Origin of the sequence: Microbacterium testaceum StLB037 (genome assembly GCF_000202635.1) — a bacterium.
In the GTDB taxonomy this organism is placed as follows: domain Bacteria; phylum Actinomycetota; class Actinomycetes; order Actinomycetales; family Microbacteriaceae; genus Microbacterium; species Microbacterium testaceum_F.
This window is the reverse complement of the sequence record NC_015125.1, coordinates 1,028,852-1,053,132: the sequence shown is the minus strand read 5'-3', so window position 1 is coordinate 1,053,132 and position 24,281 is coordinate 1,028,852. Positions and strand designations below refer to the sequence as shown.

Genomic DNA, 24,281 nt, shown 5'->3' with positions numbered 1-24,281 from the left:
CGCCCCGCGCGGAAACGCGGTTCTTCCGCGCCGTCTCGAGTCCGCGAAGCCGCACGAGATACGCGAGACCGCACAAGATCAGGCGCGAAAGCGTGAGGTTTCGGCACACACACGCGGTCTCGGCGATGAGCTGCCGGACTCACGGGGCACGCTCCGTCACGCGCCCGTCCTCCAACTCCAGCCGCAGGTCCAACCCGAGGCGGGCGAGGAACGCATCGTCGTGGCTGACGACGAGCACCGCCCCGCGGTACGCCTGCAGGGCCGCCACCAGCTGATCGACCGTGTCGAGGTCGAGATTGTTCGTCGGCTCGTCGAGCACCAGGAGCTGCGGTGGCGGGTCCGCCAGCAGCACGCGGGCGAGGGCGACGCGGAAGCGCTCGCCGCCCGACAGCGATCCGACCGGGCGGGTCACGGCATCTCCCCGCACGAGGAACCGCGCCAGCCGATCGCGCACGAGCGGAACGGGAACGCTGGGCGCCGCCCCGCACACGCTCTCGAGGACGGATGCCGCGTCGTCGAGGCCGTCGAGACGCTGGGGCAGGTAGCCGAGGTGCTCGACACTGGCTCGGGCGAAGACCGGCCCCGACGGGTCCTCGGCGTGGACGAGGCTCTCGAGGAGGGTCGTCTTCCCCGCGCCGTTGCGCCCCACCAGGGCGACGCGTTCGCGACCCGTGACGATCCATTCGCGCTCGCCGTCCCCCAGCGTCAGGATCCGCCGCCCGGCCGCATTGCCCGGATCCGGCAGGTCGATGCGGACCACGTCGTCGTCGCGCACCCGCGCCGACGCCTCGTTGAGCGCCGCGCGGGCGGCATCCTCCTTCCCCTTCATCTCGGTGCTGAGCCGGCCCGCGCTCACCTGGGCCGCGTTGGCCCGCCCTCCCGCGATGATCTTGGGGACCCGCTTCTCGACCTGCGCCTTGTGCGCGACGCGGGATCGCGTGGCGAGCTTGTCGTACGACTCGATGCGTTGCCGACGCTCGCGGCGTAGCGACTGGGCCGCGTCGCGCTCGGCACGCACGGCGGCTTCCTGCTCCGCATCGCGCTGCGCGCGCCACGCGCTGTACGGGCCGCCCACGACGCTGAGGGTCTGGCCGTACAGCTCGGCCGTGGCATCCATCAGCTCCAGAAGGCCGACGTCGTGACTGACGACGACCAGCGTGCCGGGCCAGCTCCGGACGAGGTCGCCCACGCGCGCCCGCGCGTCCCGGTCGAGGTCGTTGGTCGGTTCGTCCAGCAGCGTGATGTCGGCCGCGCGGGCGCGCAGCCCCACGAGAGCGGCCAGCATCGTCTCGCCGCCGGAGAGTTCGCCGACGGTCCGGTCGAGGACATCGGATGCCAGCCCCGCCTCGGCGAGGAGGGCATGCGCGCGCGCCTCGACGTCCCAGTCGTCGCCGACCGCGTCGAAGTGATGCGGCGCGACATCGCCCGACTCGATCGCCCGGAGAGCGCTGAGCGTCGTCTCGACGCCGAGAAGCGCCGAGACGGGGCGACCTGGATCGGCGGCGAGGCGCTGGGGGAGCATCGCGACGTCACCGGATGCCGAGACCGTGCCGGACGTGGGGGTGAGGTGCCCCGCGGCCAGGCGGAGGAGCGTGGACTTGCCGGCACCGTTGCGGCCGACGAGGCCGGTGCGCCCGCGACCGAGGGCGCCGGAGACATCGTCGAGGGCGACGGTGCCGTCGGGCCACACGAGGCGGATGCGGTCGAAGACGAGGGACGGGGAAATAGCTGACATGACGGAACTCCGGGAACGCGGGATGCGCGGACGCCGGACCCGTCCGCATCAGCGGAGGGCGGCCGAGAAAACGGCGGGTCGACGGGTCAGCGCGCGGACAGGGGCGCGGAAGCGTCGACGTTCTTCACCGGAGGAGACCTCGTTCTCGGGGACAGGGCTGCCTACGATAGCCGACTCGCGGTCGATGCGGAACCCCGCCGATCGCGGTCGCCGTGGTTAGTCTGTCGGCGTGGTTGCTTCCTCGCCGCTGGACCGTCAGAAGGCCGACGCCCGTCGGCGGCGACTCCTTTTCGCGTGGGCGGTGACGTTCCCCGCCTGGGTGATCGTGTGCACTGTCGTGGCTGTCTTCTACGGCGATGTCGTGGGCGGCCTGCGCACGGGAGCCCTCCTCGGCGCGGTGATGGCCGGGGTGCTGTCGATTCCGCCGGGCCGGGGCGGCGGCTCGTACTCCTCTTCGAGCTACGTCGACACCGGCTCCGGCTCGGATGCCTCGTGCGGCGACAGCGGCGGGGGAGGGGACGGCTCGCACTGCTGAGTCAGCCCGCGGCCTCGCGATCGGCGAGACGCGCGTCGAGGAACGCGCGGACGTCGTCGAGCTCGTCCTGCGAGATCGAGTGGGTGAGTCCCGGGTAGACCCGGCCGCTGAGCTCGCTGTGCCCGGGGAGCCACTGCGCGGTCGCGTCGATGAGGTGCGCGGGGATGACGTCGTCCGCGGCACCCCGCCCCCAGAACACCGGGGGACGCCGCTCGGCGAGGACGGCGTCGCCGGGCAGCTCGCCCCCGGCCGCGTAGCCGGCGAGGACGACGACGAACGCCACCGCGTCCGGATCGACCCGCAGCGTCTGGAGGGCGACGGCGCCGCCCTGCGAGAAGCCGAGGAGTCCCACGGGCGCGTCGCCCACGGCATCCCGGATCCAGGCGAGCACGGACTCCGCCGCGCGGGTGACGGCGTCGGGATCGCGTCCGTCGAGACCTTCGATCGGATACCACGAGGCCCCGGGCATGGGCCACGGCGGGGTGAGTGGGGCGCGGAGGCTGGCCACCACGTAGTCGGGAGGAAGGTACGGGGCGAGCCCGAAGAGGTCGTGTTCGTCGGAGCCGTAGCCGTGCAGCAGGAGAAGGACGGGTCGGTCCGCCCGCTCATCCACCGGCACCGACCACCGCACGACGGACGCGTCGAGGGAGAGGTGGGCGCTCATGCGGCCATTGTCGCAAAGGCCTCCGACATCGGACTCCGGCGGCGGCGAGCGGCCGCGCACGGGAGGAGATTCCGGGGGCGGAGGACGCTCCGCCGCGGCGACATCCTCCGCTTCCGGAGGCCCCTCCCTTCGCGCGGCAAACCTGCCCGGTTCGCGCGGACACGCGGCATCCGTCTCGGTCGGTTGATATACAGGGAGCATGGCTGTCCGCACACCCGACCCCGAGCCCGGCGACAACGGCGGGGAGCGCGAGCCGCTGTCCGGCCCCTTCTCCGGCGCGCCTTCCGGCCCGAACACCAACCCGGGCTGGCTCAGCGAGGTCGAGCTCGCCGAGGCGCGGCGGCGACTCCCGATGCTCTACGTCGAGGCGCTGCCCGTGCGGACCGACGGCATGGGCATGGTCACGCAGGTCGGCATCCTGCTGCGCGCGACCCCGCTCGGCGAGATGACCCGCACGCTCGTGTCGGGGCGCGTGCGCTACGGCGAGACGGTGCGCGACGCGCTGTTCCGGCACGTCGAGAACGACCTGGGGCCGATGGCCTTCCCGCTGCTCCCGCCCCAGCCGGCACCGTTCACCGTGGCCGAGTACTTCCCGCTCCCGGGCGTCAGTGCGTTCCACGACGACCGGCAGCATGCCGTCGCCCTCGCGTACGTCGTTCCCGTCACCGGGACGTGCGAACCGCGTCAGGATGCGCTCGAGGTCACGTGGCTGTCGCCCGAGGAGGCGGCATCCGATGCCCTCGCCGCCGAGATGGAGGGCGGCCGCGGGACGCTCGTCCGGCAGGCGCTCGCGTCGGTGGGCGCGTTGCGCTGAGCGTTGCCGGTGTCGGAGGCCCTGTCTAGGGTCGAGGGATGCCGATCACCGCACCCGCCCCGCTGATCCTTCCCACGGATGCCGCCGGATGGACGAGTTTCGTCACCGAGCGCCCCGCCACTCGTCGCGCGCGCATCGACGCGATCGACGCGCGCCTCGCCGAGGCCGGTGACCTGTCCACCGCGGAGCGGTTGGAGCTGTGGAATGACGCCGACATCGCCTTCGCCGAGGCCCTGTCCGAGGCGCATCTGCTGAGCGAGTCGCATCCGGATGCCGAGATCCGCCGCCTCGCCGAAGAGCGAGTGCAGCAGTTCGAAGCGCTGCAGGCGCGGCGCCTGCTCGACCGCGGTCTGTGGAGCGCGTTCGCCGACGCCGACGAGGCGGGCCTCGGGGACGACGAGCGCCGTCTGCTCGACCACATCCGTCGCGATTTCCGTCGCGGCGGAGTCGACCTCGACGACGCCGCCCGCGAACGCGTCCGCGCGCTGACCGACCGTGACACCGAGCTGTCGCTGGCATTCTCGCGCCACATCCGCGACGGCAAGCGCGAGATCCGCGTGCCGGCGAACGCCCTCGACGGCTTGCCCGCGGACTTCGTGGCGGATCACCCCGTCGACGGCGAGGGCATGGTGACGCTCACGACCGAGTACACCGACCTCATGCCGGTTCGGGAATACGCTCTCGACCGTGCCACGCGCCACGCGCTGGTCGCGGCCTACAACGACCTGGCCTGGCCCGAGAACGAGCCGGTGCTGGCCGAGCTCCTGGCCGTGCGCGCCGAGCGCGCCGCACTGCTCGGCTACGGCGACTGGGCCGACTACGAGACCGAGACGCGCATGATCGGATCGAGCGCCGCGGTGGCCGCCTTCCTGACGCGCGTGGCCGACGCGGCGGCACCGGCCGCGGCCGTGGAGTACGACCGCATCCTCGAGCGACTTCGTCGAGACGACCCCTCGGCCGACGCCGTCACGATCGCGGACTTCTGGTACCTGCTGAGCACCCTCAAGCGCGAGGAGTACGACGTCGACGCGCAGGTGGTGCGCTCGTACTTCCGCTTCGCGCGCGTGCTCGACGGCGTCCTCGCCACCACCGCGCGCCTGCTGGACGTGTCGTACGTGCCCGTCGACGCGCCCTCCTGGCACGGCGATGTCCGCACCTACGACGTCGTCCGCGGCGAGGAGACGCTGGGCCGGATCCACCTCGATCTGCACCCGCGCGACGGGAAGTACAACCACGCCGCGTGCTTCCCCCTCGCCCCCGGCATCACGGGCCGATCGCTTCCGGAGGGCGTGCTGCTCTGCAACTTCTCCCGCGGTCTGCTCGAGCACGACGAGGTCGTGACGTTCTTCCACGAGTTCGGTCACCTGGTCCACGAGATCGTCGGCGGCCGTCAGCGGTGGGCGCGCTTCACCGGCGTCGCCACGGAGTGGGACTTCGTCGAGGCGCCGAGCCAGCTCCTCGAGGAATGGGCGTGGGATGCCGGAGTCCTGGCATCCTTCGCCGTCGACGACGACGGGGAGCCGATCCCGGCCGACCTCGTCGCTCGCATGCGGACGGCCGATGCGTTCGGTCGGGGACTCGAGGTCACGCGCCAGCTCGGCCACGCCACGACCTCGTACCGTCTGCACGTCGATCGCCCGGCTGATCTGCGGAGCGCCGTCGACGGCTACTACCGCGCGGCGAGCCCCGTGGTGCCCCTGGACGGGTCGCACTCGTACGCCGGTTTCGGACACCTGACGGGCTACGGCGCCTGCTACTACACGTACCAGTGGAGCCTCGTGATCGCGCGGGATCTGCTGTCGGCCTTCGGCGACGACCTGTTCGACGAGGGAACCGCTTCGCGCTACCGGCGCGAGATCCTCGAGCCCGGTGGCTCGCGGGATGCCCGCGATCTCGTGGAGGCGTTCCTCGGCCGCGAGAGCACGTTCGACGCCTACCGCGACTGGCTCGCGGGGGCCTGAGACGACGAGGGCCGCGGCATCCTGAATCGGGATGCCGCGGCCCTCGGCTCGACGTCGGGAGGGAGCCGTCGTGCCCGCTCGCCGGCGGCCGGGCTCCGTCCATCGGGGGAGCGTGCGGGTGTCAGGCGGTGGTCTCGCGCGCGATCGCCGCGACGAAGGCGTCGATGTCGGCCTCGGTCGTGTCGAAGGAGCACATCCACCGCACCTCGCGGCGCAGCTCGTCCCAATCGTAGAAGCGGAAGCTCTGGCGCAGACGGTCGGCGACCCCCACCGGCAGGGTCGCGAACACACCGTTCGCCTGGGTGGGCTGGGTGAACTCGACGCCCTGGATGGACCCGTTGGCGAGACCCGCCTCGACGCCCGCGCGCAGTCGCTGGGCCATCGCGTTCGAGTGGCGCGCGTTGCGCAGCCACAGGTCGTTCTCGAGCAGCGCGACCAGCTGAGCCGAGACGAAGCGCATCTTGCTCGACAGTTGCATGTCGAGCTTGCGCAGGTAGGTGAGCCCCGTGGATGCCGCGGGGTCGAGCACCACGATGGCCTCGCCGATCATCGCGCCGTTCTTCGTGCCGCCGAAGCTCAGCACGTCGACGCCCGCGTCGCGGGTGAAGGCGCGCAGGGGGACGTCGAGCGCGGCCGCCGCGTTGGAGATCCGCGCGCCGTCCATGTGCAGCCGCATGCCGTGACCGTGGGCGTGATCAGCGAGAGCGCGGATCTCGTCGACGGAGTAGAGCGTGCCGAGCTCGGTCGACTGCGTGATCGAGACGACGAGCGGCTGGGCACGGTGCTCGTCGCCCCAGCCCCAGGCCTCGCGGTCGACGAGCTCGGGGGTGAGCTTGCCGTCATCGGTGGGGACGGTGAGCAGCTTGATGCCGCCGACACGCTCCGGGGCGCCGCCCTCGTCGACGTTGATGTGCGCGGTGGATGCCGAGATCACCGCGCCCCAGCGCGGAAGCATCGACTGCAGCCCCACGACGTTCGCCCCCGTGCCGTTGAAGACCGGGTAGGCCTCGACCCCGTCGCCGAGGAGGCCGACGAAGAGCTCGTGCAGACGGGCGGTGTAGACGTCTTCGCCGTACGCGACCTGGTGGCCCGCGTTGGCGGCGGCGATCGCCGCCAGGACGTCGGGGTGGATGCCGGAATAGTTGTCGGAGGCGAAGCCGCGCACCGACGCGTCGTGGAGGGAAGTCACCCGTCCAGCCTAACTTTCGCCCTTCCTCCCCCGCGGCGGAGATCCGCGATCCTTCCCCGTTCGGAGTCGAGCCGTGCTCGCGTGTCGGAAGCCCCGACGAGAATGAGGGGATGCAGCTGGACCCCGAAGCGCTCAGTATCGCCGGCGAGATGTTCTCCCCGGCAGCGATGACGCGCGCCGACCGGCTCCTCGTCTACGGCTCGGTCGAGGTCGGCGACGCGAAGACAATCGGCGACGTCCTGGTCGTCTCGGCCCAGTCCTTCGGCGCGGCGGGGTACGAGCACCTCGAGGTGCGGGTCTCCGCCGACTTCTCGCGGCTGTCCGGCTGGTGCTCCTGCGGGCGCGGCCCCGAATGCGAGCATTCCTGTGCGGCCGCCCTCGTTCTTCTCGACCGGATGATCTCCGCGGGCCGCCCGCCCCGGCCCGAGTGGCAGCGCACCCTCGACGAGCTCTTCCTCGCGGCTCCCGCGACCGACGACGAGCCGCCCTTCGAGCTCTGTCTCTTCCTCTCGATCCGACGCGGCGGCGGCCACGGGCGCAGCACCGCGCTGACGCTCACCGCGCGTCCCGGTGTGCGCGGCACCCGCGGCACCTGGATCAAGGGCCGCGCCGGCTGGCCGGCTCTGGCGACGCTCCCGGCGGCGCCGGAGGCGCGTGCGGCCCTCGACAGCCTGGGGCGACTCGGCCGATCCGGTCCCGGAGCCTTCCTCTCCGACGAATGGATGCCACTCTCCGCCGTCCCTCCGCACTCGCTCTGGATGCAGCTCGAGGCCGTCAGTGCCGCCGGAGTCCCGATCGTGTCCGGCGCGGGGGCTCATCATCCGGTCCTGATCCCGGACGAGCCGGTCCGCGCCGCGGTGTCGCTCGAGCGACGGGGATCGGGCCTGCAGGTTCGCGGAGTCGTCGAGGGAGTCGACGACGACGTCGCCGCTCGGCCGTCGTGGGTCGTGGGCGATCCCGCGGTCGCGGTGGCGTTCGTCGCCGACCGTGACGGCGACGACGAGCACATCACGCTGGCGCGCCTGTCGAGCCCCGCCTCGGGCCCGCTACGCGGCCTCCTCGCCCGCACGAGCGCTCTCACGGTCGACGAGGCGACGGCCGGTGCGTTCCTGCACGACTATGTGCCTCGCCTCCAGCTCGACGCGCCGGTGGTGTCCCCCCGCGGGACCGTCGAGGTGCCCGCCCCGCCTCTTCCCGTGCTGGAGCTCATCGTCGAGCATCGCGATGGCGAGACGTCGGTCGCGTCCCGATGGGACCGTTCGCCGACACGCGGTCGCCGCCACGACGAGCATGAGCGCTTCGTGTGGGACGCCGTGTCGGTCATCGCGAACGAGGCGCGCCTCGAGCTGCCCCGGCCGTTCTCGTCGGGAACCACCCCGCCACGGGTGCTGGTCCCCGCCGTCGCCGCGATCCTCAGCGTCGAGATCGTGCCGCAGCTGCGGGCGATCGACCACGTGCGCGTGACCGTGACCGGTGCGGGGCCGACGTATCGGGCCGCCACCGAGGCTCCGGTCGTCGAGCTGAGCACCACGGCCGACGACGGCAGCGACTGGTTCGACCTGAACGCGCGCGTGAGCGTCGGCGGTGCCGAGGTGGACTTCACCGATCTCTACACCGCCCTCGCGCTCGGCGATCGCGTCCTCTTCCTCGGCGACGGCGAGTACGTGCGCCTCGACACCCCCGAGTTCGCTCGTCTGCGTGCCGTCATCGACGAGGCGCGGACCCTCGCCGACCGGCCAGGCGCTCAGCTGAAGCTGAACCGGTACAACGTCGGGCTGTGGGACGACCTGTCCGAGCTCGGCATGATCGCGGCGCAGGAGGCCGAGTGGTGGCTGCGGGTACGCGGGCTCACCGACGAGGCCGCCCTGGAGCCCGTCGATCCCCCTGAGGGCCTCCGCGCGACCTTGCGCGACTATCAGCGCACGGGTCTGGACTGGCTGCACTTCCTGCGGACGCAGGGACTCGGCGGCATCCTCGCGGACGACATGGGACTCGGCAAGACCGTGCAGACGATCGCGATGATGGAGGCGGCGCGCGCCGCGGAGCCCGAGATGGCTCCGTTCCTCATCGTCGCCCCGACGAGCGTCGTGGGCAACTGGGCCCGGGAATGCGCGACCTTCGCCCCCGGACTCGACGTCCGCGTCGTGACGTCGACGCAGGCGCGGCGCGGCGCGAGCATCGCCGAGACCGTCACGGGGGCTCACGTCGTCGTCACCAGCTACGCGCTGTTCCGGCTCGAACAGGAGCAGTACGCCGACGTTTCGTGGTCCGGTCTGGTGCTCGACGAGGCGCAGCAGATCAAGAACCCCGCTTCGCGGGGCTACCGCGCCGCCCGGGCGCTGTCGGTGCCGTTCACGCTCGTCATCACGGGCACCCCGATGGAGAACAACCTCCTCGAGCTCTGGGCCCTCATGTCGCTCGTCGCCCCGGGGCTGCTGGGAACACGGGAGTCCTTCACCACGCTCTACCGCACGCCGATCGAGAAGCATTCGGATGCCGCCCGCCTCGACCTCCTGCGCCGGCGCATCCGGCCGTTCCTCCTGCGACGGACGAAAGATCTCGTCGCGGCGGAGCTCCCCCCGAAACAGGAGACGATCGTCGAGGTGTCCCTCCACCCGACGCACCGCAAGCTCTACGACCGCCGCTTCCACCGGGAGCGCCAGCGGCTCCTGGGACTGCTCGACGACGCCGAGGGCAACAGCTTCGCGATCTTCCGCTCGTTGACCATGCTGCGTCAGCTGGCGCTCGACCCCGCGCTGGTCGACGAGGGGGAGGCGCCCTCGGCGAAGCTCGACGCCCTGGAGGAGCTGCTGGTCGAGGCCGCCGCCGAGGGGCACCGCGTCCTCGTGCTGAGCCAGTTCACGCGATTCCTCCGCGCCGCGCGTCAGCGCTGCACGGATGCCGGGCTCGCCTCGGGATACCTCGACGGCACCACGACGAACCGCCAGGCCGAGATCGACCGCTTCCGAGACGGCGACGACCCGGCCTTCTTCGTGTCGCTGAAGGCGGGCGGCGTCGGCCTCAACCTGGTCGAGGCCGACTACGTGGTGCTACTGGATCCCTGGTGGAACCCCGCGGTCGAGGATCAAGCGATCGATCGCGCTCACCGCATCGGGCAGACCCGCCCGGTGATCGTCTACCGCCTGGTCTCCTCCGACACCGTGGAGCAGAAGGTCGTCGCCCTCCGCGAGGCCAAGGCCGAGCTGTTCTCTCGGGTGCTCGACGGAGGCGCCGACGAGGGAGGCTCCTTCGCGAGCGGCCCCCGGCTCACCGCGGACGACATCCGGAGCCTGCTGGACTGACGTCCCGCGACGCTCGGCCCTCCGGGGAAGACGCCCGGCCCTCGGCGGGCGCGGGCGCATCACGGCCCCGGCGCGCCCGCTCCGAGTCTCCTGCGCCGACCGGGTCTGGTCGATGTCGGAGGTCGGGTCTACCGTGTGGCTATGTCCCCCGAGCCGACCTCCGCCGCTACCGCCGCCGGTGCACCCGTGGGCGGGAACCGCACGTTCCTCGCGGTTCTCGTGAACACCGCCGCGGCCAACGTGACCACGAGCTTCCTGTGGTTCGCGCTCACCTTCTGGGTGTACCTCGAGACGCGTTCCGTCCTGGCGACGGGCATCGTCGGCGGGGCGTACATGCTGCTGCTCGCCGTGTTCGCGATGGTCTTCGGGTCGATCGTCGACCGCCACCGCAAGCACCGCGTCATGCTGTTCTCCGGACTCGTGACCCTCACCGCGTTCCTCATCGCCGGCGCGCTTTGGCTGGCGTTCCCGGAAGCCGCTCTGCTCGATCTCGGCGGTCCGTGGTTCTGGGTCTTCGCGGGAGTGATCCTGACCGGCGCCGTCGTCGAGAACATGCGCAACATCGCCCTCTCGACCACCGTCACGCTCCTCGTGCCCGTCGACCGCCACGCGAATGCCAACGGGCTCGTGGGGACCGTGCAGGGACTCGCATTCGTCGTCACGAGCGTCTTCAGTGGCCTCTCGGTCGGCTTCCTCGGCATGGGGTGGACGCTGGCCATCGCCATCGGCCTGACCCTCGTGGCCCTCTTGCACCTGCTCACGATCCGCATCCCCGAAGAGAAGCCGGCGGCGGGCGCCGAGCCGGGGCCGATGGTCGATCTGCGCGGAGCGGTTCGCGCCGTCCGCGCGGCCCCGGGGCTCTTCGCGCTCCTCATCTTCTCGACCTTCAACAACCTCATCGGCGGCGTGTACATGGCGCTGATGGACCCCTACGGACTCGAGCTCTTCAACGTCCAGATCTGGGGTGTCGTCCTCGGCGTGACCGCGACGGGCTTCATCGTCGGTGGCGGTCTGGTCGCGAAGTTCGGTCTCGGCCGCAACCCCATCCGCACGATGCTCTGGATCGTGATCGCCATGGGGCTGCTGGGCGATCTTCACGCTGCGCGACTGGTGGTGGCTCTACGTGGCCGGCATCTGGGTCTACATGGCGCTCATCCCTCCCGTCGAGGCCGCCGAGCAGACGGTGATCCAGAAGGTCGTCCCCTTCGCCACCCAGGGGCGCGTGTTCGGTTTCGCCGCCGCCTTCGAATCGGCCGCGGCCCCGATCACGTCGTTCCTCATCGCTCCGATCGCCGAGTTCGCGATCATCCCCTACATGGAGGGAAGCGACGGTCGCGCGACCTGGGGCTGGCTGCTCGGCGACGGCGCGTCCCGGGGGATCGCGCTCGTGTTCGTCTTCGCGGGCCTGTTCATGGTGGTCGCGGCCTCGCTCGCGTTCCTCACCCGGTCGTACCGCACCCTCTCGCGCCAGTACCGGACGGCCGAGGTGAACGCGGATGTCGCCGAGACGGGAGGGCCGGATGCCTCTGTCGTCGACGGGACCCCACCCGGGGCCGCCGAGGCGGCGCCGCGCATCGACGACGCGACGACACCGCAGGCGAGCGTCGACGAGCGCCGGCTATGAGCCCGGGAGATCAGTCGGGTCCGTCGATCCCGATGACGACGTCGTTCCACGCCGCCGCGTCGTCGTCCCACAACGCCACGAACGATGCCGCGAGAGCGTCTTCGAGCCCCTCGAGACTCTTCACGCGGAAGATGACGGCCGCTGCCGTGGGCTCCCGGCCCTCATCGCGGGCCCGCTTCGCGTAGCCCTGGCCGACCGCCCGCACCCAGGTCTCCGAAGCCGCCTTGACCGTCGCGTAGTTGGCTCCGCCGGCGAGCGGGCGTGCGACCGAGGCGGAGGAGACGATCGCCAGGCGCCCGGCATCCGAGGTCGCGAGATCGTCGTCGAAGGCGCGGCTCACGTGTCGCAGGGCGGTGAGCGAGCGGAGGAGGAACGCGAAATCGTCGTCGCTCTGTCCGACGAGGCCCCCGCCGCCACGCCAGCCGCCGACCAGATGGAGGACGCCGTCGACCGGGCCGAGCGCGGCGTGCACGCGATCGCGCAGGGCGTCCACGGCATCCGGGTCGGTGAGATCGCAGCATTCGACCTCGACGCCGGGGATCTCCGCCGCCACCCCCCTGAGACGATCGTGGTCGCTGCCGACCACCACGACGCGGGCTCCCGCGGCGAGCAACGCGCGCGCACTGGCACGTCCTGCCGCACTCGTCCCGCCGGCCAGCAGAACCAGCCGTCCTCGGACGCCTTCGTCCACGGCCACCACGTCGGTCATCATCGCCCCCCACCCAGTCTGTCGTTCTCCGTGCGTCAGGTCGAGGCCGTTCGCGCCGACCCCCGCTCGAGCGCCCGAGAATCGTCGCATCGCGCCTCGCCCTCACGGCGTGTTCCGGACGCTCGGCCGCAGAATTCCCGCCAGGCGAGACGCTCGGGCGGCGACGCCTGCTCAGTCCGTGCCGCGGATGCCCTCCGTCGAGGCGATGACCGGGCGCATCTTCTTCTCCAGGGCCTCGAAGAACATCGACAGGGGGAACTCGTCATCGAGCACCGCGTCGGTGTACCCCTTCGGCAGACCCGCGAGCACCTCGTCAGAGAGCCCGCGCGCCCACACCGACGCGGGATGCGGCGTCACGACAGAGCGCACGAGGTCGTAGGCCGCGAGCCAGTGCGCCGTCTTGGGGCGGTCGATCGAGCGCCAGTACAGCTCGTCGATCGCGTCGGCGAGGGCGATCACCGCGGCGGGGACCTCGTCCCAGTCGAACGCCAGCGACGTATCGGTCCAGTGCAGGACCCGACGCTGGTGCAGCCAGGCGAACAGCAGCTGGCCACCGAGGCCGTCGTAGTTGCGCACGCGCGACCCGGTGATCGCGAAGCGGAAGATGCGGTCGAAGATCACCGCGTACTGCACGAGTCCGGCCTGCTCGAGGATCGCCTGCTCGGCGGCATCCAGGTCGTCCCGGGCGGACAGGCGGGCTTGCAACGCCACGCATTCCCGGAAGGCGGTCAGGTCGCAGCGCAGCTCTTCGAGCGAGTAGAGGAAGAACGGCATCCGCTGCTTGATCATGAACGGATCGAAGGGGAGGTCGCCGCGCATGTGGGTCCGGTCGTGGATCAGGTCCCACATCACGAACGTCTGTTCCGTGAGCGACTGGTCGTCGAGCATGCGGGCGGCGGGCTCCGGCAGATCGAGCTTGGCGATCTCGGCGGCGGCGCGGGTGACGCGGCGGTAGCGGGCAGCCTCTCGGTCCTGGAAGATCGCGCCCCACGTGAACGTCGGGATCTCGCGCATCGCCACCGTCTCGGGGAAGAGCACGGCCGAGTTGGTGTCGTATCCGGGGGTGAAGTCGATCAGCCGCAGCGAGACGAACAGGCGGTTGGTGTACTCGGTCTCGAGCTGCGCGATGAACTCGGGCCAGATCGCCTCGACGAGCACGGCCTCGACGTGGCGGTCGCGCGAGCCGTTCTGCGTGTACATCGGGAAGATGACCAGGTGACGGATGCCGTCGACCCGGTGCTCCTGCGGCTGGAACGCCACGAGCGAGTCGAGGAAGTCGGGGACCCCCAGGCCTTCTGCTCGCCACCGACGGAAATCGCTCACCGAGGCCTCGAGGTAGGTGGCGTCGTGGGGGAACAGCGGCGCCAGGGCCTCGATGGCTTCGACGACGTCGTCGAGCAGGGGAGCGGCGGCCGTCGGATCGGCGATAGAGCCGTCGCTCGCCTGCAGCTCCTGCAGCGCGACGGTGGCGTTCTTCAGCTGTGCCCAGGCGGGGGTGCGCTCGACCTCGGTGACGGGGCGCCCGTCGAGCAGCTCGTGCGCGGCACGGGAAGGCGTCGCGGTGGTCATGGCATCCTCCGGTCTTCGCGGTAAATATTCCTGCGTGAGTGTCATGCTAACGGAAAACTTACAGATGCCGCACGGGGTGAGCGAGCGCCTCCTGGTACTGTCGACCCCATGACCGAGGCCCCCGCTCGCCCGGCGCGCCTCGATGACGCCGTCGACGCCGCGATCGTCCGCGAGATCTCGCTCGATGCTCGAGCGACACTGTCGCACCTCTCCGAACGCGTGGGCCTGTCCGTCTCGGCCGTGCAGTCGAGACTGCGCCGGCTCGAAGCGCGCGGCATCGTGCGCGGGTACCGCCCGGTCCTGGATGCCGAGGCGCTCGGTCGCCCCCTCGCTGCCTTCGTCGAGATCACCCCCCTCGACCCCGCGCAGCCCGACAACGCCCCGGAGCTGCTGGCGCACCTCACCGCGATCGAGGCCTGCCACTCCATCGCGGGAGAAGCCGCCTACATGCTGTTCGTCCGCGTCCCGACCCCGCGTGATCTCGAGGCGCTGATCCGTGACATCCGCGCGGCCGCGCACGTGAACACGCGCACGACGATCGTCCTGCAGACCTTCTTCGAGGCGCGCCCGATCGAGCCGGCCGACTTCCCCGCCTGACGTCGGGCTTCTCCTCCCCGGGCGCCGATCTCGGCATCGCGTCCACGAATACATCGCAGGACGGATGCCGCCCCCCTCCCGCATCTGTAGCGTTGCCGCGATGCTCTCCCTTCGCCCGCTACGCCGTTACCAACTGGTGACCGACCTCGTCGTCGCCGGTCTCTTCGGGCTGCTCGCTCTCGCCCTCGAGCTCGCGTCGGACGCCCCGTCCGCGCTCGCCGGCGTCGGCGCGTCGCTGATGGTTGTGGCCTTCACGGCCGCCGCGGCCATGCGCCGGCTGAGCCCCGGGCTCGCCCTCGCTCTCGCCTGGGCGGGGGCTCTGCTGCAGATGGGCCTCGGCCGCCAACCTTCACCGACCGACGTCGTGGTGTTCGCAGTGCTGTACACGACCGCCGCGTACGGCACGCGGCGCGTGTTCTGGGCCGGATTCGCCTCCGCGGTCGGAGGCGCCGTCGTCGTCTCGCTCTATCTGGTCGTCCGCACGCTCACGTCGCCCATCCAGGCGGCCGACGTCGCAGCGATCGTCGGCATCCTCCTCGCGGCGGCGTTCGCGCTGTTGCTGGCCTGGGTGACGGGGGCCCTCGTGCGCACGGCGATCCGCGCGACCGAGAACGGTCGGGCTCAGCGTGCGGCCGAGGCGGAGACCGTGGCGGAGCAACAACGCGTGCGCATCGCCCGTGACATGCACGACGTCGTGGCGCACTCGCTCGCCGTCGTGATCGCCCAGGCGGACGGCGCCCGCTACGCGGCGGCCGCAGACCCCGAGGCCGCGACAGCGGCACTCGCCACGATCTCGACCACCGCCCGCGCGGCGCTGACCGACGTCCGCCAGCTGCTCACGCAGCTGCGTCACACGCAGGCCGAAGGGCCGCAGCCGCGGCTCACCGATCTCGACGCGCTGTACGCCCACGTGCGCGCCGCGGGTGTCGAGCTGTCGGTCGACGTCGATCCTGTCCCACCCGGGGAGCCGCCGGCGGCGATCCAGCTCGCGGTGTACCGCATCCTGCAGGAGGCGCTGACGAACGCCCTCCGCCACGGAGCCGACCGCCGCGTCGACGTGCACCTCGGGTGGCTTCCCGACCGCGTCGAGCTGATGGTCCGCAACACGCGGGCCCCGGACGGTCCGGCGCAGCCGTCCGGCGGGCACGGTCTCATCGGGATGCGCGAGCGCGCGCAACTCGTCGGCGGCAGCCTGACGGCCGAAGCGCAGGGACGGTTCTTCGTCGTGCGCGCGAGCATGCCCGTGCGGGCGTCCCTGTGAGCTCGGCAGGCTCGCGCGATACTCGAGAGAACCACCGCCGAGAGGAACCGACCGAGTGAGCACCCCCGTACGTATCGTTCTCGTCGACGATCAGGCGCTGTTCCGCGCCGGCATCCGGATGGTGATCGACTCGCAGCCCGACCTCGAGGTCGTGGGCGAGGCATCCGACGGCCGCGAGGGGATCGAGATGGTCCGGGCGACCCGGCCCGATCTCGTCCTCATGGACGTGCGCATGCCCGTCATGGACGGCCTCACCGCGACCGCGGAGATCCTGCGGGAGCCGGAAGCCCCGCGGGTCGTCGTCCTCACCACGTTCGACCTCGATGAGGCGGCTGCGCGGGCGATCCAACGCGGTGCCAGCGGCTTCCTCCTCAAGGACTCGGAGCCCGAGTTCCTCCTCTCCGCCATTCGGACGGTGCACGCGGGGTCCGCCGTCATCGCGGCGGAGGCCACGCGTGAGCTCTTCGCGCACATCGCCGAGAACGGCTCCGCCGAACCGGTGCCGGCCAGCTTCGGGGAGCTGACCGAGCGCGAGAGGGAGATCTTCCTCCTCGCGGCCGCGGGTCTCAGCAACAGCGAGATCGCGGCGCGCGAATTCCTCTCCGAGGCGACGGTGAAGACGCACATCAGCCGGATCCTCGCGAAGCTCTCGCTGCGCGACCGCGTCCAGCTCGTCGTCTTCGCGTACCGGCACGGGCTGGTCTGAGGTTCTCCGCGGCCGAGCGGGGCGCCGGGTCAGTCGGACGTGTCGCCCGCGGCCTCCGGGTCGTACGCCCAGGTCGGGGCGAGGGCGCGGATACGCCCCTCGCGCCACTGCCACATCGCCCACAGGCCCGGCCAGAGCACGGGGGCCGCGGCCCCGCCGATCGTGAGACGCTCCCGCCACAGCGTCCGCCCGGGCTCGCCCGGCGCCTCGGACACCGCCATCTGGTGGTCCCAGACGTCGAGGGTGGCGAGGGGGCCGGTCAGGGGCACCCCCCAGTCGCGGAACACGCGCACGCGCCCGTGCCCGTCCGTGGTCTCGCGGTCCGCGACCGAGATGAGCTGCCGGCCGAGGGGAAGCGCTCCGGCCAGGCTCATCTGGACCGGCACGTCATCGCCGGACGTGAACGAGGTCGGCATCTCACCGAGCGCATCGAGGTCGAGGAGGGGACCGTAGAGCTCCGCGACGGCGCGTGGCGAATGCAGCGCCCGCCACGCGGCATCCGGGTCGCAATCGATCACGAACTTCAACAGAATGCGCATGCGGGAGATTCTCCCGCACGCGTGCGGTCCCGTCCCCGGGTTGACGGCGAGCGGTCGCGTACCCGGCTTAGGCTCGAGGGATGCCGAACGACCCCGCCCCGCACGCTCAAGCGAACTATCAGGTGCGTCTCGATTGGGGGCTCGCGGGCCTCGGTCGGCTCGCGCCGGCGGATGTCGTGATCCTCGTGCAGACGCTCGGGCTCTCGGCCGACGCGCTCACCGCCGCCGAGTCCGGGGCGTCCCTCCCCGTTGAGGGCCTCCCGACCGCCGCGCTCGTGGGCGCCGCGGCCGAGGATGCCGCCGCCGTCCTCGTCGGCGGCATCCGCAATGCGCGGGCCGTGGCGGATCGCGTCCTCGCACTGCAGACGGCGCGCGCGGAGCGGACCAGCATCGCGATCATCGCGATCGGGTACCCGGATGCCGAGACCCTCCGCTTCGCCGTCGACGACCTCCTGGGGGCCGGGGCCGTCGTGGCCGCGCTCGGCGATCTGGGCATCGACCACGCCTCGCCCGATGCGGCCGTCGCGGGCGAGGGCTATCGCGCTCTGCGCGGGGCGGCCCGTCACCTGCTCTCGGCCAGCGGCACGGGTCGGTCGCTCACCGATGCCGGGCGAGCGGACGTGGTGCATGCCGCAGCCGCGCGGGACGCGGCATCCGTCGTACCGACGCTCGTCGACGGCACCTTCCGCGCCGACTGACCCGCTCGGGCTCCTCCCGCGGCGCGATCTCCGGCCCCGCGATGCGCGGCACCCCCGCCCGCGCCCTCGCCCGCCGCTGGTCGGCACCCCCGCCCGTCGCGCCCACGGCACCCCCGCACAGGGCACCCCGCCCGCGACACCCCCGCCCCGCCGCGTCAGCGCGGCGTCGCCGCGGCGAGCCGCGTGGCGCGGCTGATGTCGCGTCGCTCCCACGTCAGCGCGAAGCGCGGGTCGAAGCGCGGCGCGCACTTCGCGCACGAGGTCGGCCGGGTCGCGCGCCGGTGGCGGTAGGCGACGTGTCCCGCGGGGCAGGTGCCGACCCAGGGGGCGAGTTCGTTGGCGGTCTCGCCGGCGTGGGTCGTGCCACCCACGTAGCCGAGGTCGCGCGCGGTGCGCTTCCACGCCGGACCGTGGCCGGCTGCCCCGCCCGCGAGGGCGTGCGCGACCTCGTGCAGGAGCGTCTGGTGGTTGGTGTCGTCGTCGTAACGCGCGGCGAGGTAGCGCGAGACGCTGATGCGCTTGCGGCTGTAGTCGCAGAGCCCCGCCCGGCGCTTGGCGTTGTCGAAGCCGAAGGTCCACGACGCATCGAGGTGCAGGGCGATCAGGGCCTCCGCCCACGTGCGCACGCGCTGGAGTTCGGACATGACCGGAAGACTAAGCCGGGGCTACGACATTCAGCTCGCGACGACCTCGCGCGGACGCCGACGGTCGGCGGCGTCGATCGCGAGCAGCGTCGATTCGAGCTGGGCGTCGGTGGCTCCGGCGTTCTGCCGGAGGAACAGCGCGCGCTTGAAATCCCGCCGCGCGCTTTCGAAGTCGCCCTCGTCGTAGTGCACCTTGCCGCGGTGCTGCAGGGCGAAAGCCGCGATGCTCGCCCAGTTCTGCCCCTCGGCCTCCTCGGCGCACATCGTCAGCTCCTGCTCGGCGGCGGCGTACGCCCCGCGGCACTGCATGATCGTCGCGTGCAGGATGCGCGCGCGCAGCAGATCGCGACGCGTTCCCGCCATGCGCGCGACGCGCACGGACTGCTCCGAGATGGCGAGAGCCTCGTCGAAGCGGTCGAGGACCTTGAGCAGCCACACCCGCTCCAGCAGGGCCGGAAGGCTGCGCTGGGAGCCGATCTCGTCGAGACGCTCCGCGCACTCACGAGAGTCAGTGATCTCGCGCAATGTGTCGGGGTCATACCCGCGGATATAGCTCACCGTCGCTCCTCCCGAATGGCCGATGGTCTCCAGTCTGCGTCGAGATCGGCGATGTGCCGAGCCGCCACGCGGTCAGCGTTCGAAGAGGGATGCCGAGGGCTTGGGCGACGGCGTCGCATCGGCATCCGTCGCCGGGCGCGCGCCCCGGACGAACTCCTCGATCTCGGCACCCTGCGAGACCTTGGCGGGGTGAGGACCGGCGGCCATGAGCCGGGGCAGCCACTCGACGGGCAGGGGAGCGGCGGAGGCGGCGATGACGAGATTGCCGAAGCGACGCCCCTTCAGGACCTGCACTTCGGCCAGGAGGATGACCTCGGGCAGCACGTCGCGCACCGTCGCCACCTGCCGCCGGGCGAACGCGAGGCCGGGGCCGTCGGAGACGTTGACGAGGAGCACCCCGTCCGGGGCGAGCAAGCCGGCGGCCTCGCGGTAGAACTCCACGGTCGTCAGGTGCGCGGGGGTCTGCGCGCCCGAGTAGACGTCGCTGACGAGGAGGTCGACGGCGCCGGTGAGCCCGGCGGGAAGCCGCGAGAGCCCCGCGCGCGCGTCGCCGATGCGCACGCGGACCGCGGCGCCGCGGGGGAGCGGAAGGTTCTCCCGCACGAGGTCCCACAGCTTCGGCTCCAGCTCGATGACCTGCTGTCGCGAGCCCGGCCGGGTGGCCTCGACGTAGCGGGGGAGGGTCAGGGCACCCGCGCCCAGGTGCACAGCGGTCAGCGGCTGTCCCGGCATCCGGAGTCGGTCGATGACGGCCCCCATGCGGGCGATGTACTCGAAGTGCAGGTGCGTCGGGTCGTCGAGGTCGACGTGCGACTGCGGCGTGCCGTCGACCACCAGCTCCCAGCCGGACACGAAACCCGACGGCGACACCCGGGCGAGGGAGCCGTCGGAGAGCCGAGCCGTGGGGGCGTCGTCGGGTTCGATGCGCATTCGAGCCATGGCTCCCACGCTAGGCCCTGGTCCCCGCGCCCGCCGGATGCCGCCGCGCCGCGCCGGGGCGGGCACGCGATGCTGAGCGAATCGCTGCGCGGCGCGTCGCCGACCTGCGCGAAGTGGGTGTTCCGACCCGTTTCGTCGCGGCATCCTGCCCTGCTACCCGAAACACGATCGATACACAGGGGCAATGGGCAGCGGCCGCCTCGACCTGTACGGTCGGGGGAACAGCAAGCGGAGCGCGGCACGACGAGGTGACAGCGCAGTCGGGCTCCTCCTTTCCTCCCCCCGGAAGGCACAACGAAAAATGCAAGGAAATCTCCGTACCCGCGTGCTCGCGGCCGGCGCGACCATCGCCATCGGCGCGCTCGCCCTCGCGGGTTGCACGAGCCAGCGCGACGACAACGGCGGCGGCGGTGACGCCGGCGGCGACGTCGACTCGACGTTCGTCTTCGGCGCCTCGGGTGATCCCTCGAGCCTCGACCCCGCGTTCGCGAGCGACGGCGAGTCGTTCCGCATCTCCCGGCAGATCTTCGAGGGGCTCGTCGGCGTCGAGCCCGGGACGGCTGATCCCGCCCCCATGCTCGCCGAGAGCTGGACGCAGTCCGACGACGGCCTGTCGTACACGTTCCAGCTCAAAGAGGGCGTGAAGTTCCACGACGACACCGAGTTCAACGCCGACGCGGTGTGCTTCAACTTCGACCGGCAGAACAACTTCACCGGCATCGCGCAGTCCGAGAGCCTGTCCTACTACTGGGGCAAGATCATGCGCGGCTACGCCGACACCGGCACCTCGATCTACGGCGGCTGCGAGGCCGCGAGCCCGACGGAGGTGACGATCACGCTCACGGAGCCGTTCGCCGGCTTCATCCCCGCGCTCTCGCTCCCCGCCTTCGCGATCCAGAGCCCCGCGGCGCTCCAGGAGTACAAGGCCGACGAGGTCGGCGGCACGTCCGAGGCCCCGACGCTCAGCGAGTACGCGCAGGCGCACCCGACCGGTACCGGCCCCTTCAAATTCGACTCGTGGGAGCCGGGCGCCGAGGCGACCGTCAGCGCCTACGACGGGTACTGGGGCGAGCAGGGCCAGGTCCAGCAGGTCATCTTCCGCGTGATCGGCGACACCACCGCTCGCCGTCAGGCCCTGGAGTCCGGCTCCATCGACGGGTACGACCTCGTCGCCCCGGCCGACCTGGGCGCTCTGGAGAGCGCGGGCTACATGCTCACGAACCGCGACCCGTTCAACATCCTCTACCTGGGCATGAACCAGGCGAACCCCGCGCTCAGCGACATCCGCGTGCGCCAGGCGATCGCCCACGCCATCGACAAGCAGCAGCTCGTCACCCAGGTCCTGCCCGAGGGCACGACCGTGGCATCCCAGTTCATGCCCGACAGCGTGATCGGCTTCAACTCCGGCGTGACGACGTACGACTTCGACCAGGCGGCCGCCAAGTCGCTCCTCGCCGAGGCCGGGTTCACCGAGGCGAACCCGCTGACCCTGACCTTCAACTACCCGGTCAACATCTCGCGCCCGTACATGCCGAACCCCGAGCAGATCTTCACGAACCTGCAGTCGCAGCTGCAGGCCGTGGGCATCGTGCTCAACCCGGTGTCGAACGAGTGGGGCGAGTACCTCGACCTCATCCAGGGCGGCAGCGACCACGGCATCCATCTCCTCGGCTGGACCGGTGACTACAACGACCCCGACAACTTCGTGGGCACGTTCTTCGGCGCCAAGTCCAACGAGTGGGGCTTCGACAACGCCGAGCTCTTCTCGGCCCTGACCTCGGCCCGTGGCATCGCGACCGAGGCCGAGCAGGACCCGGCCTACCAGGCGGTGAACGAGCAGATCGCGACGTTCCTGCCCGGGATCCCGCTCGCCAACCCCGTGCCGACGCTCGCCTTCGCGCCCCGCGTGAAGTCGTACCCGGCCAGCCCCGTGCAGGACGAGGTCTACAACGAGATCGAACTCACCCAGTGATCCGGATGCCGTGGGCTCTCTCGCCGTCGAGGTGAGGAGCCCACGGCACACGGATGCCGCGGGCCCGCCGCCCTCTCGGACGGCCGGGCCGGCGGCATCCCGCGTCCCCCGCTCCCGACACCCTGTGAGAATCCGTGCTCCGCACCATCGGCAGACGCCTGCTTCTGCTCATCCCCACCCTGTTCGGCCTTTCCATCCTGCTCTTCGCCTGGGTGCGCGCGCTCCCGGGCGGTCCCGCCGTCGCCCTCCTCGGTGAGCGTGCGACCCCCGCGGCCGTCGAGCGCATCAACGAGCTCTACGGCTTCAACGAGCCGCTGTACGTGCAGTACTTCACGTGGCTCGGGCGCCTCGCCACCGGCGACTTCGGCTCCTCGATCCAGACGGGGCGGCCCGTGCTCGAGGAGTTCGTCCGCCGCTTCCCCGCGACCCTCGAGCTCTCGGTCGCCGCGCTCATCGTGGCGGTGGGCATCGGCATCCCGCTCGGATACTGGGCCGCACGCCGGCACGGCAAGGTCTGGGATCACACCGCGGTCGTGCTGAGTCTCATCGGGATCACGATCCCGGTGTTCTTCCTCGCGTTCATCCTCAAGTACGTCTTCGCCGTCCAGCTCGGCTGGTTGCCCTCGGACGGCCGCCAGAACCCCCGCATCGACGCGACGCACTATACGAACCTGTACGTCTTCGACGGTCTGATCACGGGCGAATTCGACGCCTCGTGGGATGCCATCCTGCACCTCATCCTTCCGGCGATCGCCCTCGGCACCATTCCGCTCGCGATCATCGTGCGCATCACGCGCGCCTCGGTCCTGGAGGTGCAGAACGCCGACTACGTCCGCACGGGCCGGGCGAAGGGCATCGGGACGGGGACGCTGCGCAACCGCTTCATCCTGCGCAACGCGATGCTGCCCGTCGTCACGACCGTGGGGCTGCAGGCGGGTCTGCTCATCTCGGGGGCGGTGCTCACCGAGACGGTGTTCGCCTTCCCGGGCATCGGGCAGTTCCTCGCGCGGGCGATCTTCACGCGCGACTTCCCCGTGCTGCAGGGCTTCATCATCTTCATCGCGATCGCGTACGCGCTCATCAACCTGCTGGTCGACCTGTCGTACAGCGTCATCGACCCGAGAGTGAGAGTCCAGTGAGCTCTTCGATCCTCCCTCCCGCCCCCAGCGGCGGTCCCGTCGACGACAACGCCGTGGTGGACGCGCAGCTGCTCTCCGCCCAGACGCGCGGCGGCTTCTGGCACGACGTGTTCCGGCGGCTCCGGCACAGTCCCGTCGCCTGGATCGGCGCGATCATCGTGCTGGCCTTCCTGCTCGTCGCCGCCCTGGCGCCCCTGCTCGCGCCCTACCCGGCCGAGTCGCTACCGGGCCAGCGTTTCATCACCCCGACCGACATCCCCGGCCCCGGGGAGATGGCGGAGTTCCCCCTCGGCCTCGACCGATTCGGCGGCGACGTGCTGTCCAAGCTCATCTGGGGTGCGCAGGCATCGCTGCAGATCGGTGTCATCTCGACCGCTCTCGGCCTGATCGGCGGGATGTTCCTGGGGCTGCTCGCCGGCATGTTCGGCGGGTGGGTCGACGCTCTCGTCATGCGCTTCGTCGACATCCTGCTGTCGGTGCCGAACCTGCTGCTCGCGGTGTCGATCGCCGCGATCCTCGGACAGAGCCAGCTCGCGATCATGATCGCCATCGGCGCGTCGCAGGTCCCGGTGTTCGCGCGGCTCCTGCGCGCCTCGATGCTGCAGCAGCGCGGCGCCGACTACGTGCTGTCGGCGCAGACCCTGGGCCTCAGCCGCCGCACGATCACGATGACCCATGTCCTTCCCAACAGCGTCGGCCCGGTCATCGTGCAGGGCACGCTGACGCTCGCGACCGCCGTGATCGACGCCGCGGCGCTGTCGTTCCTGGGCCTCGGCGGCGGCCTGCCGCAGACCGCCGAGTGGGGCCGCATGCTCACCTACGCGCAGGCGGAGCTCGCGATCGCCCCGTGGCTCGCGTTCCTCCCCGGCATCTGCATCGCCGTCACGGCGCTGGGCTTCACCCTGCTCGGCGAGTCGCTCCGCGAGGCGATGGACCCGCGCACGCGGGCGCGGTAACCCTTCGCCGCGCTGCTTCGGCCCCGTCCCGCTCGCGCGGGTCGGGGCCGCGGCGTCGGTGTCCCGGCATCCATGTCCCGGCGTCGGTGTCCCGGCATCCATGTCCCGGCGTCGGTGTCCCGGCATCCATGTCCCACTTATGGCTGGTCGGCGCCCGCTGGGCCGGCCAT

20 protein-coding genes and 1 pseudogene are annotated in these 24,281 nt (G+C 71.4%); 12 read left to right on the top strand and 9 right to left on the bottom strand.

Features of this window, described 5'->3' with window-relative positions; genetic code table 11:
• Positions 1-139 precede the first annotated feature (139 nt).
• On the bottom strand, positions 140-1,735 hold the full coding sequence (locus MTES_RS04875) for an ABC-F family ATP-binding cassette domain-containing protein (RefSeq protein WP_013584091.1): 1,596 nt from the start codon (positions 1,733-1,735) through the stop codon (positions 140-142).
• 229 nt (positions 1,736-1,964) lie between these two features.
• Here MTES_RS04875 and MTES_RS04870 point away from each other — a divergent pair, with 229 nt between their 5' ends.
• Complete coding sequence (locus MTES_RS04870; RefSeq protein ID WP_013584090.1) at positions 1,965-2,270, top strand: hypothetical protein; 306 nt, start codon at positions 1,965-1,967, stop codon at positions 2,268-2,270.
• A 1-nt stretch (position 2,271) separates the two neighbouring features.
• On the opposite strand, the gene MTES_RS04865 is transcribed toward MTES_RS04870, so the two are convergent.
• Positions 2,272-2,934 carry an alpha/beta hydrolase gene (locus tag MTES_RS04865; RefSeq protein WP_013584089.1) on the bottom strand — a complete coding sequence of 221 codons (663 nt, stop codon included), beginning with the start codon at positions 2,932-2,934 and terminating at the stop codon, positions 2,272-2,274.
• 199 nt (positions 2,935-3,133) lie between these two features.
• Between MTES_RS04865 and MTES_RS04860 the strand changes: the two genes are divergently transcribed.
• Positions 3,134-3,748 carry an NUDIX hydrolase family protein gene (locus MTES_RS04860; protein ID WP_013584088.1) on the top strand — a complete coding sequence of 205 codons (615 nt, stop codon included), beginning with the start codon at positions 3,134-3,136 and terminating at the stop codon, positions 3,746-3,748.
• A 38-nt stretch (positions 3,749-3,786) separates the two neighbouring features.
• The gene (locus MTES_RS04855; RefSeq protein WP_013584087.1) at positions 3,787-5,709 is read left to right on the top strand and encodes a M3 family metallopeptidase; all 1,923 of its coding nucleotides are present in this window, start codon (positions 3,787-3,789) and stop codon (positions 5,707-5,709) included.
• Between the two features lie 121 nt (positions 5,710-5,830).
• Here the strand turns inward: MTES_RS04855 and MTES_RS04850 are convergent, their stop codons facing one another.
• Entirely contained in the window at positions 5,831-6,898 is a 1,068-nt protein-coding gene (locus tag MTES_RS04850; RefSeq protein ID WP_013584086.1) for a threonine aldolase family protein, read from the bottom strand.
• A 110-nt stretch (positions 6,899-7,008) separates the two neighbouring features.
• Between MTES_RS04850 and MTES_RS04845 the strand changes: the two genes are divergently transcribed.
• A complete protein-coding gene (locus MTES_RS04845; protein WP_013584085.1) occupies positions 7,009-10,200 on the top strand; it encodes a DEAD/DEAH box helicase in 3,192 nt (1,063 codons plus the stop codon).
• Between the two features lie 141 nt (positions 10,201-10,341).
• Positions 10,342-11,824 (top strand): annotated as a pseudogene (locus MTES_RS04840) (MFS transporter).
• A 10-nt stretch (positions 11,825-11,834) separates the two neighbouring features.
• Here the strand turns inward: MTES_RS04840 and MTES_RS04835 are convergent.
• Entirely contained in the window at positions 11,835-12,536 is a 702-nt protein-coding gene (locus MTES_RS04835; protein ID WP_013584082.1) for an SDR family NAD(P)-dependent oxidoreductase, read from the bottom strand.
• Between the two features lie 168 nt (positions 12,537-12,704).
• Complete coding sequence (locus MTES_RS04830; protein WP_013584081.1) at positions 12,705-14,102, bottom strand: DUF6421 family protein; 1,398 nt, start codon at positions 14,100-14,102, stop codon at positions 12,705-12,707.
• A 108-nt stretch (positions 14,103-14,210) separates the two neighbouring features.
• Here MTES_RS04830 and MTES_RS04825 point away from each other — a divergent pair, with 108 nt between their 5' ends.
• From MTES_RS04825 to MTES_RS04815, 3 genes are all read left to right on the top strand, one after another.
• Complete coding sequence (locus MTES_RS04825) at positions 14,211-14,699, top strand: Lrp/AsnC family transcriptional regulator (RefSeq protein WP_013584080.1); 489 nt, start codon at positions 14,211-14,213, stop codon at positions 14,697-14,699.
• A gap of 100 nt (positions 14,700-14,799) precedes the next feature.
• Complete coding sequence (locus MTES_RS04820; RefSeq protein WP_043361029.1) at positions 14,800-15,960, top strand: sensor histidine kinase; 1,161 nt, start codon at positions 14,800-14,802, stop codon at positions 15,958-15,960.
• Positions 15,961-16,015: 55 nt separating this feature from the next.
• A complete protein-coding gene (locus MTES_RS04815; RefSeq protein ID WP_013584078.1) occupies positions 16,016-16,666 on the top strand; it encodes a response regulator in 651 nt (216 codons plus the stop codon).
• A gap of 29 nt (positions 16,667-16,695) precedes the next feature.
• On the opposite strand, the gene MTES_RS04810 is transcribed toward MTES_RS04815, so the two are convergent.
• Positions 16,696-17,205: a hypothetical protein gene (locus tag MTES_RS04810; protein ID WP_013584077.1), complete on the bottom strand. Its 510-nt coding sequence runs from the start codon at positions 17,203-17,205 to the stop codon at positions 16,696-16,698.
• Between the two features lie 80 nt (positions 17,206-17,285).
• On the opposite strand from MTES_RS04810, the gene MTES_RS04805 reads away from it, so the two are divergent.
• Entirely contained in the window at positions 17,286-17,903 is a 618-nt protein-coding gene (locus MTES_RS04805; protein WP_013584076.1) for a 2-phosphosulfolactate phosphatase, read from the top strand.
• Between the two features lie 155 nt (positions 17,904-18,058).
• Here the strand turns inward: MTES_RS04805 and MTES_RS04800 are convergent, their stop codons facing one another.
• The 3 genes from MTES_RS04800 to MTES_RS04790 all read right to left on the bottom strand — a co-directional run bounded on the left by MTES_RS04800 (position 18,059) and on the right by MTES_RS04790 (position 20,044).
• Positions 18,059-18,547, bottom strand: coding sequence for a SprT-like domain-containing protein (locus MTES_RS04800; protein ID WP_013584075.1), 489 nt, complete (start codon positions 18,545-18,547; stop codon positions 18,059-18,061).
• Positions 18,548-18,577: 30 nt separating this feature from the next.
• Entirely contained in the window at positions 18,578-19,105 is a 528-nt protein-coding gene (locus tag MTES_RS04795) for a hypothetical protein (RefSeq protein WP_013584074.1), read from the bottom strand.
• A 72-nt stretch (positions 19,106-19,177) separates the two neighbouring features.
• On the bottom strand, positions 19,178-20,044 hold the full coding sequence (locus tag MTES_RS04790; protein ID WP_043361027.1) for a spermidine synthase: 867 nt from the start codon (positions 20,042-20,044) through the stop codon (positions 19,178-19,180).
• Positions 20,045-20,345: 301 nt separating this feature from the next.
• Between MTES_RS04790 and MTES_RS04785 the strand changes: the two genes are divergently transcribed.
• The 3 genes from MTES_RS04785 to MTES_RS04775 all read left to right on the top strand — a co-directional run bounded on the left by MTES_RS04785 (position 20,346) and on the right by MTES_RS04775 (position 24,111).
• Positions 20,346-22,016: an ABC transporter substrate-binding protein gene (locus tag MTES_RS04785; protein WP_013584072.1), complete on the top strand. Its 1,671-nt coding sequence runs from the start codon at positions 20,346-20,348 to the stop codon at positions 22,014-22,016.
• A 134-nt stretch (positions 22,017-22,150) separates the two neighbouring features.
• Positions 22,151-23,155 carry an ABC transporter permease gene (locus tag MTES_RS04780; protein ID WP_013584071.1) on the top strand — a complete coding sequence of 335 codons (1,005 nt, stop codon included), beginning with the start codon at positions 22,151-22,153 and terminating at the stop codon, positions 23,153-23,155.
• Positions 23,152-24,111: an ABC transporter permease gene (locus MTES_RS04775; protein WP_013584070.1), complete on the top strand. Its 960-nt coding sequence runs from the start codon at positions 23,152-23,154 to the stop codon at positions 24,109-24,111. Before MTES_RS04780 ends, MTES_RS04775 begins: the two co-directional genes overlap by 4 nt.
• The last annotated feature ends 170 nt before the right edge of the window (positions 24,112-24,281 follow it).

Coding starts and splice junctions, on each gene's coding strand:
- MTES_RS04875 (WP_013584091.1), bottom strand. CDS start 1,735: ATGTCAGCTATTTCCCCGTCCCTCGTCTTCGACCGCATCCGCCTCGTG.
- MTES_RS04865 (WP_013584089.1), bottom strand. CDS start 2,934: ATGAGCGCCCACCTCTCCCTCGACGCGTCCGTCGTGCGGTGGTCGGTG.
- MTES_RS04860 (WP_013584088.1), top strand. CDS start 3,134: ATGGCTGTCCGCACACCCGACCCCGAGCCCGGCGACAACGGCGGGGAG.
- MTES_RS04855 (WP_013584087.1), top strand. CDS start 3,787: ATGCCGATCACCGCACCCGCCCCGCTGATCCTTCCCACGGATGCCGCC.
- MTES_RS04845 (WP_013584085.1), top strand. CDS start 7,009: ATGCAGCTGGACCCCGAAGCGCTCAGTATCGCCGGCGAGATGTTCTCC.
- MTES_RS04835 (WP_013584082.1), bottom strand. CDS start 12,536: ATGATGACCGACGTGGTGGCCGTGGACGAAGGCGTCCGAGGACGGCTG.
- MTES_RS04830 (WP_013584081.1), bottom strand. CDS start 14,102: ATGACCACCGCGACGCCTTCCCGTGCCGCGCACGAGCTGCTCGACGGG.
- MTES_RS04825 (WP_013584080.1), top strand. CDS start 14,211: ATGACCGAGGCCCCCGCTCGCCCGGCGCGCCTCGATGACGCCGTCGAC.
- MTES_RS04820 (WP_043361029.1), top strand. CDS start 14,800: ATGCTCTCCCTTCGCCCGCTACGCCGTTACCAACTGGTGACCGACCTC.
- MTES_RS04810 (WP_013584077.1), bottom strand. CDS start 17,205: ATGCGCATTCTGTTGAAGTTCGTGATCGATTGCGACCCGGATGCCGCG.
- MTES_RS04805 (WP_013584076.1), top strand. CDS start 17,286: ATGCCGAACGACCCCGCCCCGCACGCTCAAGCGAACTATCAGGTGCGT.
- MTES_RS04800 (WP_013584075.1), bottom strand. CDS start 18,547: ATGTCCGAACTCCAGCGCGTGCGCACGTGGGCGGAGGCCCTGATCGCC.
- MTES_RS04790 (WP_043361027.1), bottom strand. CDS start 20,044: ATGGCTCGAATGCGCATCGAACCCGACGACGCCCCCACGGCTCGGCTC.
- MTES_RS04785 (WP_013584072.1), top strand. CDS start 20,346: ATGCAAGGAAATCTCCGTACCCGCGTGCTCGCGGCCGGCGCGACCATC.